Genomic DNA, 16033 nt, shown 5'->3' with positions numbered 1-16033 from the left:
GTAATTTATGTGCAACGAATGGTAATTGCGCAACTCTTGTCTATATTCATAGTCGATCGTCATAACACCCAATCAATATACGGAGATTTTATGCAATCTTCCGCTGCCAAAGTTCAGCAGACGGCTGTGAGAAGCAGTCGTGTGCGCCAGAAAAATATTAAGGTCATATTGCAAGCTGCAGAGGACGAATTCGTTCTTAGTGGCTTCAAAGGAGCTTCAATCAGGGATATTGCAACCAGAGCCGGGTTGCCAAAAGCCAATATTCATTATTACTTCAACAGCAAGGTCGATCTGTATGGTGCTGTTCTTGGCCATATTATGGAACTCTGGGAAGCGGTTTTTTCCGGCTTGAACATAGAGGATGATCCGGCTTCAGCCTTTCGTCAGTACATACAGGCAAAAATGCAATACTGTCTGGCTCACGCCAACGCTTCCCGTATATTCAGCAGTGAGATCATTCATGGTGGGCAACATCTTAAAGAACATTTTGAGTACTTCAAGTCATGGATCAAAGAGAAATCACGAGTTATTGAATCTTGGATAGAGCGAGGCAAAATGGACCCTGTCGACCCTTTGCACCTGTTATTTACCATCTGGGCTACCACCCAATATTATGTGGATTACAGCCCACAGGTAGCCTGTGTTATTGGTAAGGAGGCTCTGTCCGATGAGGATTTAGAGGCTGCGACAGAGCATCTTTGCAACCTCATCATCAAGGGGTGTGGGATCAGAAGTCGCTGATCGCAGTCACTGGGTGCAAAGACCGTCATGGGTTTTTAACGGTCGTCAGCGACGGCTATAAAAACCTGTGACCGGATGACTCAGGCATCGAGCTTAACAATCCTCCTCCTCCTCCTCCTCCTCCTCCTTGTTCGCCCGAATAACCTCAACACTGTCCACTTTCTGGAAGCCTCGGGGCAGCTTATTGCCTCTGCGACCTCTCTCTCCGTGGTAATGCTCAATATCTGCCGGTTTCAGAGTCACATGCCGTTTGCCGGCGTAGAGAACCAGAGCATCGCTCGAGTTCATCACCGCCAGATGAACCATCAATTCGATTCGATCCGATGCCCGTGCCGCAGGAATATTAATGATCTTGTTACCTTTGCCTCTTGCCAGCTTGGGTAATTCAGATAGCGGGAAGATCAGCATACGCCCTTCGTTGGTAATGGCAGCCAGCACCTGGTCTTCGCCCGTTACCGGTATAGGTGACATGACCCGGGAATACTTGGGCAAAGTCAGCAGAGCCTTACCGGCTTTGTTCTTGCTGACCATATCAAAATGCTGAACGACAAAGCCATAACCAGCATCGCTCGCCAGCAAATAACAGTCATCATTGTCACCGACACACAGCCCTTCAAAGGTCGCCCCGGAAGGTGGATTGACACGCCCGGACAGCGGCTCACCCTGGCCTCGCGCAGAGGGAAGAGTATGAGTTAGAACAGAATATGCACGACCAGTAGAGTCTATAAATACCGAAGACTGGTTACTCTTGCCCTTGGCAGACAGTCGATATCTATCCCCTGCCTTGTAGTTGAGACTGGCGGGGTCAACCTCATGTCCTTTGGCACATCGCACCCAGCCTTTTTCAGACAGCACGACAGTCACTGGATCAGATGTCATCAGGTCAGTTTCCGAGAGAGCCTGGGCTTCCTGTCGAACCTTCAAGGGTGAACGACGATCATCACCAAACTCTTCGGCATCGGCCTTGATCTCTTTTTTGACCAGGGTTTTCAGTCGACGCTCGGAACTGAGGGTCAGCTCAAGATTTTTGCGTTCGTTTTCCAGCTCTTCCTGTTCAGCACGAATCTTGATCTCTTCCAGTTTGGCTAACTGGCGCAGCTTGATTTCCAGAATGGCATCGGCCTGAAGCTCGGAGAGGCCAAATCGAGTCATTATGACTTCCCTGGGTTTGTCCTCATTGCGGATAATTTCGATGACTTCATCAATATTCAGGAAGGCTGCCAGTAAACCTTCAAGAATATGAAGTCTGGCCAGTACTTTATCCAGACGGTGCTGCAGACGACGTCTGACGGTGTCGGTTCTCCAGACCAGCCACTCCTTCAGCAGGGTATCCAGAGCCTTGACCTGAGGCTTGCCATCGACACCGATCATGTTCATATTGACCCGGTAGGTCTTCTCAAGATCGGTTGTGGCAAACAGATGGTTCATCAAACCATCGACATCAATACGGTTGGAGCGGGGAACAACCACCAGTCGGGTAGGATTCTCATGGTCTGATTCGTCCCTCAGGTCTGCGACCATGGGCAACTTCTTGGCCTGCATCTGGGCGGCTACCTGCTCCAGAATTTTGGCTCCGGAAGCTTGATAGGGCAGCGCTGTAACAATGATTTCTCCGCCTTCCTGCTGATAGACGGCTCTCATTCTCAGAGAGCCTCGTCCCTGCTCGTAAATCTTCAGAATTTCTTCGCGGGGTGTGATGATTTCAGCTTCGGTGGGGAAGTCAGGCCCCTGAACATGCCCAACAAGCTCGGCAGTGGTTGCCCCCGGATGATCCAGCAGATGAATACAGGCGTTTGCGACTTCTCTCAGGTTGTGAGGAGGGATGTCGGTCGCCATACCCACCGCGATACCGGTGGTACCGTTCAACAGCAGATTGGGCAATCTGGCAGGCAAGATGGATGGCTCTTCCAGTGTTCCGTCAAAGTTAGGTACCCAGTCTACCGTGCCCTGTGCCAGTTCACTGAGCAGAACGTCAGAATAACGAGTCAGTCTGGACTCGGTATAGCGCATGGCGGCAAAAGACTTGGGGTCATCCGGCGACCCCCAGTTACCCTGACCATCTACCAGCGGATAGCGGTATGAGAAGGGCTGCGCCATCAATACCATGGCTTCGTAACAGGCAGAGTCGCCATGGGGATGAAATTTACCCAGAACATCACCCACCGTACGGGCTGACTTTTTAAACTTGGCGGTATTTTTCAGTCCCAGCTCACTCATCGCATAAACAATACGACGTTGTACTGGCTTCAGGCCGTCGCCAATGTGGGGCAGAGCGCGATCCAGAATGACATACATGGAGTAATTCAGGTATGCGCTTTCTGTATAGGCCCTCAGTGACTGACGTTCTATTCCATCATCACCTATGAAGGTCTGTTCCATTCTCTATAAACCTTGGGAGCTTTAAAAATGAGCTAATCGGGATATGATAATACCCTGATCGCAGATAGGACAGTGGAATGGGCTCATTCATCCCTCTGAATATATTGAAACGTATGGATTCTCCCAGCCCTGAACCTCGGCAATACGAGCATTACGCTCAATTTCCCAGGCGGTTGCCGGATAGAGCCGATCCCAGGACTCATAGAGCTTTTTCTGACTTTTACTGATTCTGAAGGCGTAACGGCTTGCCATATACAGATAGATACGGGCAATCTTGCCTCGTTTTGTTATCGGTGGTTGTGCTTTTCGCTCCTTGAAATTGACTTTAAAGTCACACTGGCCATACATTTTGGGCGTATCTTGCAGAAAGCCAAAGCGGTAGTTGGATCGATCGCCATTCACCTCTCCTATGGCGGGCACCAGATTGTGGAGATCCGATTCCATTTTGCGAAAATCGGGATTCTTTCTACAGAGCTTACGGCCCCCTTCCTGCCAGCACTGGAGCTGATGACCAAATTCCCAGGCCGGTACAACATGTTCCCACTCAATCCTTGAAGCACGGTTTGGTTGTTTTCGTACCTTGTAGTCGCAGGATTCCAGGTCAGGCACCAGTTTCTTGCCGCGGACGGTTATATCGCAACCGCAATAAAAACTGGTGAGGTGATCGGAATAGATTTTCACCGCTTCCCGCTTGGCCTGAGAAAAACTGGCGGGTGCAGACCAGGCAGAAAAAGGAAGCAGAGCAACGGAAAATACAACCAATAAACGAGAAGCAATGGACACGAATCAGACTCGGACATAAAAGACACAGGTCTTATTTTATTAAAAATTAGCCCTGTAATTCCATATATGTTGCAGAATAGCCCTGACGTCTACTAAGTACCTGGCCAGTTGGTTTCGCATATTCTGGCGAGTGGATTTTTTCATCCTTCAAGGCGCAACGACGGGCGCGTAGCCATAGCTACGCAACCAGAGTTGGAACGCAGAAGGATGGAAAAAGCCGCCGTCCAGAATATGCGAAACCAACTGGTTAGGTACTTACGTATTGCGGCATCATAAAGACTGGCTGACACGGAAGAGTAGAAACCGATGAAAATTGTCATTGCCCCCGATTCCTTTAAAGAGTGTCTAACGGCTGCCCAGGTAGCCTCTGCGATCGAAACCGGCTTTAAGGAAATTCTTCCTGATGCACAGTGCGTCAAAGTACCTGTTGCTGACGGTGGCGAAGGAACACTTCAGTCACTGGTTGATGCCACGGGTGGACATTTTATAGAAGTGCCCGTCACAGGCCCTCTGGGTCATCAGATTCAGGCTGAGTTTGGCATACTGGGTGACGGCACAACCGCTGTCATTGAAATGGCCAGGGCGTCCGGACTGGAGTTGGTAAGTCCTGATCACCGTGACCCGATGATTGCGACCACACAGGGTACCGGTGAGCTGATCCTGAGTGCGCTGGACAGGGGCGTCGAGAAAATAATTGTCGGGATCGGTGGCAGTGCAACCAATGATGGTGGTGCCGGTATGATGCAAGCTCTGGGGGTTCGTTTATTGAACGACCAGGGCAAGGAGCTGCAATGCGGTGGTGGGCAGTTATCAAGCCTGAGCAAGATCGATACCTCTAACCTGGATCAGCGCCTGCAATCAGTAGAGATTATTGCTGCCTGTGATGTTGATAATCCGCTGACCGGTGACAATGGAGCTTCCGCTATTTTTGGTCCGCAAAAGGGAGCAACACCCGATATGGTCAAAGTTCTGGATCAGTCCCTTGGCCATTTTGGCCTGATTATGGAACGCGACCTGGGTGTCTCTGTCTGTGACAGGCCGGGTGCCGGAGCAGCGGGTGGCATGGGGGCGGCATTACTGGGTTTTCTCAATGCCCGGCTGGAGCCAGGTATTGAAATCGTCATGGCTGCTGTTGACCTGGCTGAAAAAGTCAAAGGGGCCAATCTGGTCATTACAGGTGAAGGCCGCATTGATGGTCAGACTGCTCAGGGAAAAACCCCAGTGGGTGTGGCCCGTATTGCCAAATCATTGGATCTTCCGGTAGTGGCATTGGCCGGTTCAGTTGGGCAAGGGGCAGAGGCCGTTTATGCTCAGGGGATCGATGCCTTGTTTCCTGTAGTTCACGGAGCGGTGACTCTTGAGCAGGCACTGATGAAAGGAGAAGAAAACCTGATCAGGGCTGCCAGAAATCTGGCTGTAGCTTTGACAATGAAGCTCTAGGAGCCTGACCGAGAATAGCGCAACCAGACCAACAGAAGTTTTCCCAAATCTTAAAATGAGCAAAAAATATCCAATTATTAGTGGGATTTTGCTCATTTTTGCATATTTATGCCTTCTCACAGCCTCTATGCTGCCTTTTTAGCCTCTTTCAAATCTTCAAGACGGATTGACCTCGTGGAAGCCGCTTTTACAAATTTTTTGATATTATGCGCAGTGCATACCAGTGAAAATTCCGCTGAAACTTTTTCTTTGCCGCGGAGACTGAACCCTCGGAAACCAGATTCTTTTATCTGTCCAAATGGTGGCTCCGCAATAACTTTACGACGCTCATATATGGCTTTCGCACCGGCTGTCTCCATTTTCTTATTCATAGCCTGACGTGCTTTTTCAAACTTATCGGTACGGATAACCCTGCCAGCCTCTTTCTTTGAATCACTGCAATTCCGACGATAAGGGCATTCCCTGCATACCGTCTTGTTTGCCCGGTAGCTTTTTCTTTTGCTTTTGCTGGCCGGGTTCGTTACCAGCTTTTCCCCTGCCGGACAGATAAATACATCAGCTTCGGAATCATACGCAAAATCCGCTTTGACAAACTTCCTGTCAGAGCTTTCAAGGTCGTCAGCGGCAGGCTTCTCCGCCTTGTCGGTTGCGATATAGGCATCAATCTCATGTCGCTCGACTGTATGTAAGTTTGACCCTGAGAAGTAACCATTATCCATACTCCACTTATCTACAGCCGCGCCATCAGTGGCTCCTGATAATGCCCTCAGCGCCGGCTCCACTTCCTGTACATCGTTGGCGTGTTGGCTGACATGCTGGCCAACAATGATCTGGTTATCGGAATCAACTGTAATTTGAGCATTGTAGCTGTACTCACAATACCCCTTCTTGCTCATCACGCGGGCATCGTGATCTGCAAAACTGATCTGCTTTTTGTCGTCTATTGGTTTGTCTGGATTTAAAGCTTTTTCACGTTCTTCAAGTGCTTTCTTGGCCTCTTTGATTTTTTTCAGGCGCTCTTCTTTAAACTGGAGGTCTTCAGGAATGCTGTAACCATTGGTTGCTTTGTAGGCGTCATCTTCTTCCTGATCACACTGACTGGCTTTTTTGATCAGCTCATCCACTTCGGCACTGAGTTCTGCCTCTTTCGCTTTGAGCCTCCCGTAGCTCATGGCCTTGTGTTTTGAGCTGTTGGCTTTGAACTTGGAGCCGTCCAGGCTGATATGACCCAGTGATGCCATTTTGAGTTCAATGGCCAGTTTGACTGACTGTTTGAAGCAGTCATGGAAAAACGACAGATTATCCTTACGAAAGTCACCAAGAACCCTGAAATTCGGGCAGTTCATTTGTGAGATATACATGAACGCCAAGTCTTGTCGACACCGTCGCTCAATCTCACGGGAACTGAAAACACCATGGCTGTATGCGTAGATCAGAATAGCGACAATGAGCTTTGGAGGGTATGCGTGCTGACCAAGGTGGTGATATTTTTTTTCGACTTCAGACGTATTAATGTTCTGAAAAATGCTTTCATAAATAAAACAATCATGATCTTTGGGAAGCAAATCGAAAACGTTGGTTGGGAACAGCAGATGCTGATCAAACTCAACAGGACTGTCCTTAAACTTTGGTGGTGGTGACATTTGGCATAATCAGAGTTGGTTTAAGGCTTATCATAACAGATAAGCCTATTCTCGGTCAGGCTCCTAGCAGCCTGTCGGACTTAAGCGTCCGTAGCGAGGATTGCAAGAAACAGAGATTTTTAGACCAATTTATTGCAACCGCAGTAGGACAGTCTTAAGTCCGACAGGCTGCTAGAACACTCAAGAGTGTGGGAGCGAATTGTTAGAGTTTTTTGACAGTCTCATAGTTTAAAACTGTGATTTACAAGACTAGCGCGAGAGTTGCAATCAGGCATCAGGGTTTAACGCGGTCTTTGATTTTTTAATCCTTCAGTCCCTGGCAATAGAGGGTGTCGCAAAACTCCAACAGCTTGTTCCCATGCTCTGAGGTCGTCATTCCCGCGAAGGAGGCTGTCGCAAAACTCTGGTTCCCATGCTCCAGCGTGGGAACGAGTTGTTAAGGAAGTCGTCATTCCCGCGAAAGCGGGAATCCAGCCCCAACAGTGGGACTCCGCCTTCTCAGGGATGACAAGGCCAGGGGGCACCGGGCAGGATGGTTCTGGTGGTGAGTCAGTGTGGATTCCCGCCTTCGCGGGAATGACGAGAATGAAGTCGGGAATAGCGAGAATGAAGTCTGGAATGACGGGAGTCAACTCGTTCCCACGCTGGAGAGGCTTTTGCGACAGCCTCGAAGGCGGGAATCCAGCGCCAACGGTGGATCTCTGCCTTCTCGGGAATGACGAGAATGAAGCCGGGAATGACGGGAGTCAACTCGTTCCCACGCTGGAGAGAGTTTTGCGACACCCTCCAATAGCGTGAGAAAGACCTGAAATTTTGGAAATCGCATTCACAAACAAATAATTTGATCTATTTTTACCCATTGGCCTGAGTAAGTCGTAACCTGATCTATTTTCCAGGCGTTCCGGAAATCCGACAGCTTGATCGGAATCAGGCCGGTAAAGAACAATAAGAGTTATACCAGTCGTATTTTCTAACTCCCATGATGAGCGTGGAGATTTGAGCCTTAGCTATGGCGACGATCGCCAACGCAGGATTAAGGCTAAAATCTTCAGCGCAATAGGGAGTTAGACAGTTCGATTGGTATTAAAAGAAAAATACTCTGCAACGAATTGCCTATTGCTGAACACTTTTAAGAATGAAGTCTAAAAATATCATTAAGGTAGGTCTGCTGCTCACCTTATTCCTGAGTCCGACACTCCGGGCATTGACGCCTTCAGTCGTGATCGTAGGTGGTGGGCCGGCAGCCATGACGGCCGCCCAGACGATTGCCAGATACAACCCAATGGTCAGGATACGGGTGATAAAAAGTCATAAGAGTCAGGGGCAGCTTGAAGGGGCGGGTACTATTGAGAACTGGCCAGGTAGCCTGACAATCACAGGGAGAGGCCTGCAACAGTTGATGGAAGACAAGGCAAGGAGCAGTCCTAATGTCCAAATCATTGAAGATCATATCGTTGCCACTCAACTGAAGGGAAAAATGAAGATTTTACAGGGGGAGCGCTCCGTCTATTATGCGCCCCTTGTTATATTGGCATCGGGGGCAAAACCGAACCTGCCGACGATTCTGGAGCCCTACAAAGGCAACGGAGTATTTACCTGTACCGATTGTGATGGTCCCAGGTTTGCGGAAAAAGATGTTCTGGTGGTGGGTGGAGGAGCCTCAGCCATTGAACAGGCCATCAGCCTGCTCAGCCTCAATGCCAACAAGGTGCATCTGGCCGTTCAAGGCAGTAGCTTCAAGGCAGAAAGCATCTTGATTGATCTTCTCTACAATGCACTGGAGAGAAGAAAGAAGGCTCTTTTTCTCTATTTCGAACATAATCTGGAGTCTGTTTACATCAATCAGGATGGCTTGTTAAATGCCACTACATTGAGTTTTGAGGGTGGCAGGCGCAAGCTGAGTCTTCCCATTTCTGGCGTGTTCTCAGCCATCGGACAGAAACCTCAATCCAGTATGTATCCTGATATTTGTCTGAATAACAAGGACTATATCCAACGTTATGATCTCAACCAAACCCCATGGTCCCAGCCCTTGATGAAGAGCAGCATACTGACACTGGGTTCTGTTGATAGCCCCTTTGTTACTCTCCTGATGGCTGCTGCCAGGGGAACCATCACTGCCCAGTGGCTGAATAAAATGGTGACAAAAAGTATCTGGCCGAAAAGGAGGGTCGCTATTCTTGGCGCAGGGATTGGCGGAAAAACCGCTGCTTTATATGCCAGTCGATCGGGATTTGATGTTGTTCTCATTGATACCCGAAACAGAAAGTCATTGAAAGGCTTCTGGCCAGTCCCCGACAATGAATCCAGCCTGCTCACAAGTCTGGATAAGCAGCTTCTCAAGTTATCCGTTTCTGCAACAACCGTAGATACCATTACCTTGACGCCTTTAGAAAATCTCTACCATGTTCAGGCTGACAGCCGTTCCATCGTGGTGGATGGCGTCATTGCAAACACACTGGAATACGAGCCGGAGAGCCTGGGAATTGGCTCAACAGCGCCCGAGAGTCTGGATAACGAATACCGTTGGAGCCATACCTGTCAGAGCGGCGTGCTGACTGCCGGGGATGTTGCTGTCCAGCACGACCTGCCCAGACAAGCAATAACGGCCTCTTATTCTGGCTACCTTGCCGGCTTGCGGGCACTGGAGGAAATCCTGATTATGGAAGCGCAAGAAGCTCTTCTCGATAGACCCTGAGCAACAACCGTCCAGCCTGTTCATTATTTGTTGTGGGGAAAGACAAAGAAAATGCATGGGCCGGTGGCATTTTTGTTAGTTGTTCTTAACAAGAAGTTCTTAACTTTTACTCTAAAGCCGACTTTACTTCACAGCGTTAATTTTGAACATTTTTTCTCATCGAGGACAAATACTCACTTCGAAGACTCCGAGCATGAATAGAATAGATAATAACAACAGCGTTGGCGGTTCAGTTCCCCAGAGACCTTTTCAATCTACATTGGCGCAAGCACCAACTGGGGTCAGTGAGGGCAGAAATGTCACTCTATCTGACGAGAGTAAACCTTCACTGCTCCATTTGTCCGTCGACACACATTTGCAAATTATTGGCTGTTTGAGGCTTAGGGATATTGCCCGTTTAAAACAGGTATCTACCTACTTTCGAGAAGTGATTCAAGAAGATAATTCGCTGGCAAAGGCGTGGTATCGGCGTTTTTCTTCAAGGCACCAGTTTCTACTTAGTACAATCGTCACTTCTAAAGACGATGATCAGCTCCGTTGTTGGATGGAGCGGTTTATAAACGATAAAGATTTAATCGAATCTCTCATACAACGCCGAAGCAGTCCTCATTTACCTGCTCTGCTTCATTTCACTAATGCTGAACGAAAGTCTCAATTTAGAGCCTTTAAGTTAGCGACAAAAACCACTATTTCAGATGATGGCCTTGTCAACTCGGCCTGTTTCAGCGCTGATGTTCGCCATATGGTGACTGCCAGTTATAACGGCACGGCGAGAATCTTTGGCCTGGAGTCCGATGGATCATGGAAACCAAAAGTCCTCATTCTTAACTGCCATTCATCATGTTCAGCCAGCTTCAGCGCCCATGGCCGCCATTTAGTAGTCTCCACTTACAACGGTACAGCGCGTATCTATAGTCAAGAGGTCGATGGTTCATGGGAACGAAAAGCCGTTATTGTTCATGAGGACTCTGTCTATTCAGCCACCTTCAGTTCCGATGGTCGCTATTTGGTAACCATCAGTGCAGATGGCGAGGCGAGAATCTACGGTCTGGAAGCTGATGGTGCATGGGTAAAAAAAACCGTCATTTTTCATCAGGATCACTATGTATCAGCAACCTTTAGCGCCGATGGTCGCTATGTGACGACCGTCGGTAGAGATCACACAGCGCAAATCTTCGGCCTGGAGGACGATGAATCATGGCAACCAAAAGCCATCATTCGGCATAATACTTCAGTCAGGTCAGCCAGCTTCAGCGCCGATAGCCGTCTTGTGGTGACTGTCAGTCGCGATCGCAATGCCAAAGTCCATGGTCGGGAGATAGACGGATTATGGCAAGAACAAGCCACTTTACCCAATGATCTCGCGGTCGCATCAGCTCGCTTCAGCCCCGATAGCCGCCACGTGGTGACTGTCGGTGACGATAACCTTGCAAAAATCTATAGTCAGAAGGATTGTGGATTGTGGGAAGAAAAAGGCATCATTTCCCATAATGGTTCGATTCAATCACTTAACTTCAGTGCTGATAGCTGCCATGTGGTGACTGCCAGTGCTGATGAAACGGCGAAAATCTATAGCCTGAAAGCCGATGGGTCATGGGAGGAAAAACAGACCGTTTTCCATGAAGATTGGGTTAGATTGGCGACCTTTAGCCCTGATAGCTGCCATCTGGTGACTGCCAGTGACGATGGTATGGCGAAGATCTACGGCCTGAAGGTCGATGGGTCATGGGAGGAGAAAGCGACCATTCCTCATAGTGGGTGGGTCTATTCAGCGGCCTTCAGTACTGATGGCCGACATGTGGTAACTGCCGGTGACGACGGCGCGGCAAAAATCTGTGGTCAGATGCTCGATGGAACCTGGTTAGTGAAAGCGACCATTTCCCATGATGGTTATGTCCGATCAGCGACCTTCAGCGCCGATGGCGACTATGTAGTGACCGTCGCTGACAATAATTGGGACCATGATGGTCGTCGAACCGTGAAAATCACCGAACTTTGGGTGGAAGATGAACCCCTGTGTGAGGATATATGTCGCCTCTTATGATTCATGACACTCCTCAATAGATCCTGAGCAACATCCATCCGTTCTGTTTAAGTAACTGGTAGGTACTTATCATTGGTTGCGGAGAAAAACACTGAAAATGCATGGCAGCATTTTTGTTAGTTGTTCTTACCAACATGTTATGAACTTTTATCCTTAGACCGACTCTACATTGCCTCATTAATTTTGAATTTTCTTTCTAATCGAGAACAAATACTCACTTTGAAGATTCCGAGCATGAATAGAGTAAATAATAACGGCACCCTTGGCAGTCCAGTTCCTCTGAGACCTCATGAATCTATATCGGCGCGAGCACCGAAGGGAGTCAGTAAGGGCAGAAACATCAATGTATCTGACGAGAGTAAACCCGCACTACTCAATTTGTCGGTCGACACGCATTTGAAAATTATTGGCTGTCTGAGGCTTAGAGATATTGCCCGTTTAAAACAGGTATCTACCTACTTTCGGGAAGTGATTCAAGAAGATAATGCGTTGGCAAAGGCGTGGTATCGCCGTTTTCCTTCATCACACCAGCTTCTATTTAACACAATCGTCACTTCAAAAGATGATAATCAGCTCCGTTGTTGGATGGAGCGGTTTATAAACGATAAAGATTTAATCGAATCACTCATACAACGCCGAAGCAGTCCTCATTTACCTGCTCTGCTTCATTTCACTAATGCCGAACGGAAGTCTCAATTTAGAACCTTTAAATTAGCGACAAAAACCACTATTTCAGATGATAGCCTTGTCAAATCGGCCAGTTTCAGCGCTGATGTTCGCCATATGGTGACTGCCAGTAGTAACGGCACGGCGAGAATCTTTGGCCTGGAGTCCGATGGATCATGGAAACCAAAAGTCCTCATTCTTAACTGCCATTCATCATGTTCAGCCAGCTTCAGCGCCCATGGCCGCCATGTAGTAGTCTCCAGTTACAACGGTACAGCGCGTATCTATAGTCAAGAGGTCGATGGTTCATGGGAACGAAAAGCCGTTATTGTCCATGACGACGCTGTCTTTTCAGCCACCTTCAGTTCCGATGGTCGCTATTTGGTAACCATCAGTGCAGATGGCGAGGCGAGAATCTATGGTCTGGAAGCCGATGGTGCATGGATAAAAAAAACCATCATTTTCCATCAGGATTGCTCTGTTTCAGCGACCTTTAGCGCCGACAGTCGTTATGTGGCGACGATCGGTAGAGATCAGACAGCGCGAATCTTCGGCCTGGAGGACGATGGATCATGGCAACCAAAAGCCATCATTTGCCACCATAGTTCAGTCAGGTCGGCCAGCTTCAGCGCCAATGGCCGCCTTGTTGTGACTCTCAGTCGCGATTGCAATGCGAAAGTCCATGGCCTGGAGATAGACGGATCATGGCAACCAAAAGCCATCATTCGCCACAATCGTTCAGTCAAGTTAGCCAGCTTCAGCCTCGATAGCCGCCACGTGGTGACTGCCGGTAAGGATCATTTTGCGAAAATCTATAGCCAGAAGGACGATGGGTCATGGCAAGAAAAAGGCATCATTTCCCATGATGATTCGATTCTATCAGTTAACTTCAGCCACGATGACTGCCATTTGGTGACTGCCAGTGCAGATCAAACGGCGAAAATCTATGGCCTGAAAGCCGATGGATCATGGGAAGAAAAAGAGATTATTTTCCATAAAGATTGGGTCAGATCAGCGACCTTCAGCCCCGATGGCTGTCATCTGGTGACTGCCAGTGACGATGGTATGGCGAAGATCTACGGACTGAAGGACGATGGATTATGGGAGGAGAAAGTGACCATTTATCATAGTGGATGGGTCTATTCAGCGGCCTTCACTACTGATGGCCGACATGTGTTGACTGCCAGTTATGACTATACAGCGAAAATCTGTGGTCAGATGCTTGATGGAACCTGGTTAGTAAAAGCGACCATTTCCCACAATGGTCGCGTCAGATCAGCCACCTTCAGCGCCGATGGCGTCTATGTAGTGACCGTCGCTGACAGTGATTGGAACAATTTCCTTAGTCATACCATGAAAATCACCGAACTTTGGGTGGAAGATGAACCCCTTTGTGAGGATATATGTCGCCTCTTTTGATTCATGACACTCCTCAATAGGCCCTGAGCAAAATCCATCCGTTCTGTTTAACATTGGTTGCGGAGAAAAACACTGAAAATGCATGGCAGTATTTTTGTTAGTTGTTCTTACCAACATGTTATGAACTTTTATCCTTAGACCGACTCTACATTGCCTCATTAATTTTGAATTTTCTTTCTAATCGAGAACAAATACTCACTTCGAAGATTCCAAGCATGAATAGAGTAAATAATAACGGCACCCTTGGCAGTCCAGTTCCCCTGAGACCTCATGAATCTATATCGGCGCGAGCACCGAAGGGAGTCAGTAAGGGCAGAAACATCAATGTATCTGACGAGAGTAAACCTTCACTACTCAATTTGTCGGTCGACACGCATTTGAAAATTATTGGCTGTCTGAGGCTTAGAGATATTGCCCGTTTAAAACAGGTATCTACCTACTTTCGGGAAGTGATTCAAGAAGATAATGCGTTGGCAAAGGCGTGGTATCGCCGTTTTCCTTCATCACATCAGTTGCTACTCAGGACAATCGTCACTTCAAAAGATGATGAACAGCTCCGTTGTTGGATGGAGCGGTTTATAAATGATAAGGATTTAATCGATTCACTTATAGAACGCCGAGGCAGTCCTCATTTACCTGCTGTGCTTCATTTCACTAATACCGAACGAAAGTCTAAATTTTGGACATTTGAATTAGCTACAAAAGCCACTATTTCACATAATAGGCCTGTCAACTCAGCCAGTTTCAGTGCTGATGCCAGCCACGTGGTGACTGCCGGTCAAGGCGGCGTGGCGAGAGTCTTTGGCCTGGAGGCCGATGGATCGTGGATACCAAAAGTCCTCACTCATCAAAGCGATTTTGGCTGTTCAGCCAGTTTCAGTGCCAATGGCCGCCGTGTGGTAATCTTCGGCTACGACGTCACAGCGCGTATCTATGGTCAAGAGGCCGATGGCTCATGGGAACGAAAACTCATTATCGTTCATGGGAGCACTGTCTCTTCAGCCACCTTCAGTCCCGATGGTTGTTATTTGGTAACCAGCAGTTGGGATAGAAAGGCGATAATCTCCGGTCTGGAGAGTAATGGTTCATGGGTAAAAAAACTCATTATTCTCGGTCACAATTCCAATGCTTTGGTGAATTTCAGTGCCGATGGTCGCTATTTGGTGATGATCGCTGAAGATCACACAGCCCACATCTTAGGTCTGGAGGACGATGGATTATGGCAATGGGTAGCCATTATTCGCCACAATAATACAGTCAGGTCAGCCTGCTTTAGCGCCGATTGCCGTCATGTCGTGACTGTCAGTAGAGAGCACAATGCGACAGTCCATGGCAAGGAGATAGGCGGGCTGTGGCAAGAAGAGGCTACTCTACCCCATGTTCCCCCGGTCAAATCAGCCCACTTCAGCCCCGATAGCCGCCACGTGGTGACTGTCGGTGACGATAATTTTGTGAAAATATTTAGTCTGAAGGAGGGCGGATTATGGGAAGAAAAAGGCATCATTTCCCACAATGGTTCGATTCGATCACTTAACTTCAGCGCTGATAGTTGCCATGTGGTGACTGCCAGTGCTGATAAAACGGCGAAAATCTGTGGCCTGAATGACGATGGGTCATGGGAGGAGGAAGTAACCATTTCTCATAGGAATTGGGTCATTTCAGCGATTTTCAGCCCCGATGGCTGCCATGTGGTGACTGCCAGTGTTGATGGTATGGCGAAGATCTATGGCCTGAATGCCGAAGGAGCATGGGAGGAGAAAGTGACCATTTCTCATAGGATGTGGCTCAGTTCAGCGACCTTCAGCACTGATGGCCGACATGTGGTGACTGCTAGTCGTGACGGTACGGCGAAAATTTGTGGTCAGGTGCTTGATGGAACCTGGTTAGTAAAAGCGATCATTTACCATGCTGGTTGCGTCAGATCAGCCACTTTCAGCGCCGATGGCGACTATGTGATGACCGTCGCTGACAATGATTGGGACGATACTCGTGGTCAAACCGTGAAAATCACCGAACTTTGGGTGGAAGATGATCCCTTTGAGGATATATGTCGCCTCTTATGATTCATGACACTCCTCAATAGACCCTGAGTAACATCCATTCGTTCTGTTTATCATTGGTTGCGGAGAAAAACACTGAAAATGCATGGCAGCATTTTTGTTAGTTGTTCTTACCAACATGTTATGAACTTTTATCCTTAGACCGACTCTATATTGCCTC

At 48.3% G+C, this 16033-nt stretch carries 11 protein-coding genes; 7 read left to right on the top strand and 4 right to left on the bottom strand.

Going from position 1 to position 16033, the window contains the following annotated elements; genetic code table 11:
- Positions 1–90 precede the first annotated feature (90 nt).
- Positions 91–741, top strand: coding sequence for a TetR/AcrR family transcriptional regulator (locus ACO6V5_RS19245; protein ID WP_422139444.1), 651 nt, complete (start codon positions 91–93; stop codon positions 739–741).
- A 93-nt stretch (positions 742–834) separates the two neighbouring features.
- Here the strand turns inward: ACO6V5_RS19245 and parC are convergent, their stop codons facing one another.
- Entirely contained in the window at positions 835–3120 is a 2286-nt protein-coding gene (gene parC, locus ACO6V5_RS19240) for a DNA topoisomerase IV subunit A (protein WP_422410140.1), read from the bottom strand.
- Positions 3121–3207: 87 nt separating this feature from the next.
- A complete protein-coding gene (locus ACO6V5_RS19235; protein ID WP_422410142.1) occupies positions 3208–3903 on the bottom strand; it encodes an endonuclease in 696 nt (231 codons plus the stop codon).
- Between the two features lie 306 nt (positions 3904–4209).
- Between ACO6V5_RS19235 and ACO6V5_RS19230 the strand changes: the two genes are divergently transcribed.
- Positions 4210–5343 carry a glycerate kinase gene (locus ACO6V5_RS19230; protein WP_422442044.1) on the top strand — a complete coding sequence of 378 codons (1134 nt, stop codon included), beginning with the start codon at positions 4210–4212 and terminating at the stop codon, positions 5341–5343.
- Between the two features lie 125 nt (positions 5344–5468).
- On the opposite strand, the gene ACO6V5_RS19225 is transcribed toward ACO6V5_RS19230, so the two are convergent.
- Positions 5469–6986 (bottom strand): IS1182 family transposase, encoded by a 1518-nt coding sequence (locus ACO6V5_RS19225; protein ID WP_422132798.1) that lies wholly within the window; start codon positions 6984–6986, stop codon positions 5469–5471.
- A 281-nt stretch (positions 6987–7267) separates the two neighbouring features.
- Positions 7268–7618, bottom strand: a complete 351-nt coding sequence (locus ACO6V5_RS19220; RefSeq protein ID WP_422442045.1) for a hypothetical protein — start codon at positions 7616–7618, stop codon at positions 7268–7270.
- Between ACO6V5_RS19220 and ACO6V5_RS19215 the strand changes: the two genes are divergently transcribed.
- From ACO6V5_RS19215 to ACO6V5_RS19195, 5 genes are all read left to right on the top strand, one after another.
- Positions 7605–7784, top strand: coding sequence for a hypothetical protein (locus tag ACO6V5_RS19215; protein ID WP_422136178.1), 180 nt, complete (start codon positions 7605–7607; stop codon positions 7782–7784). The genes ACO6V5_RS19220 and ACO6V5_RS19215 overlap by 14 nt on opposite strands.
- A gap of 337 nt (positions 7785–8121) precedes the next feature.
- Entirely contained in the window at positions 8122–9684 is a 1563-nt protein-coding gene (locus tag ACO6V5_RS19210; protein ID WP_422413660.1) for an FAD-dependent oxidoreductase, read from the top strand.
- A gap of 193 nt (positions 9685–9877) precedes the next feature.
- Positions 9878–11728 carry an F-box/WD repeat-containing protein gene (locus ACO6V5_RS19205; protein ID WP_422413658.1) on the top strand — a complete coding sequence of 617 codons (1851 nt, stop codon included), beginning with the start codon at positions 9878–9880 and terminating at the stop codon, positions 11726–11728.
- Positions 11729–11962: 234 nt separating this feature from the next.
- The gene (locus tag ACO6V5_RS19200; RefSeq protein WP_422413656.1) at positions 11963–13813 is read left to right on the top strand and encodes a WD40 repeat domain-containing protein; all 1851 of its coding nucleotides are present in this window, start codon (positions 11963–11965) and stop codon (positions 13811–13813) included.
- A 215-nt stretch (positions 13814–14028) separates the two neighbouring features.
- Complete coding sequence (locus tag ACO6V5_RS19195) at positions 14029–15876, top strand: F-box/WD repeat-containing protein (RefSeq protein ID WP_422139450.1); 1848 nt, start codon at positions 14029–14031, stop codon at positions 15874–15876.
- The last annotated feature ends 157 nt before the right edge of the window (positions 15877–16033 follow it).

Source organism: Endozoicomonas sp. ALD068 (assembly GCF_049310145.1).
In the GTDB taxonomy this organism is placed as follows: domain Bacteria; phylum Pseudomonadota; class Gammaproteobacteria; order Pseudomonadales; family Endozoicomonadaceae; genus Endozoicomonas_A.
This window is presented reverse-complemented; position numbering and strand designations above follow the sequence as displayed.

What these genes read in the sequence shown, in the direction of transcription:
- ACO6V5_RS19245 (WP_422139444.1), top strand. Translation starts at nt 91, where the DNA reads ATGCAATCTTCCGCTGCCAAAGTTCAGCAGACGGCTGTGAGAAGCAGT.
- parC (WP_422410140.1), bottom strand. Translation starts at nt 3,120, where the DNA reads ATGGAACAGACCTTCATAGGTGATGATGGAATAGAACGTCAGTCACTG.
- ACO6V5_RS19230 (WP_422442044.1), top strand. Translation starts at nt 4,210, where the DNA reads ATGAAAATTGTCATTGCCCCCGATTCCTTTAAAGAGTGTCTAACGGCT.
- ACO6V5_RS19225 (WP_422132798.1), bottom strand. Translation starts at nt 6,986, where the DNA reads ATGTCACCACCACCAAAGTTTAAGGACAGTCCTGTTGAGTTTGATCAG.
- ACO6V5_RS19215 (WP_422136178.1), top strand. Translation starts at nt 7,605, where the DNA reads ATGACGGGAGTCAACTCGTTCCCACGCTGGAGAGGCTTTTGCGACAGC.
- ACO6V5_RS19210 (WP_422413660.1), top strand. Translation starts at nt 8,122, where the DNA reads ATGAAGTCTAAAAATATCATTAAGGTAGGTCTGCTGCTCACCTTATTC.
- ACO6V5_RS19205 (WP_422413658.1), top strand. Translation starts at nt 9,878, where the DNA reads ATGAATAGAATAGATAATAACAACAGCGTTGGCGGTTCAGTTCCCCAG.
- ACO6V5_RS19200 (WP_422413656.1), top strand. Translation starts at nt 11,963, where the DNA reads ATGAATAGAGTAAATAATAACGGCACCCTTGGCAGTCCAGTTCCTCTG.
- ACO6V5_RS19195 (WP_422139450.1), top strand. Translation starts at nt 14,029, where the DNA reads ATGAATAGAGTAAATAATAACGGCACCCTTGGCAGTCCAGTTCCCCTG.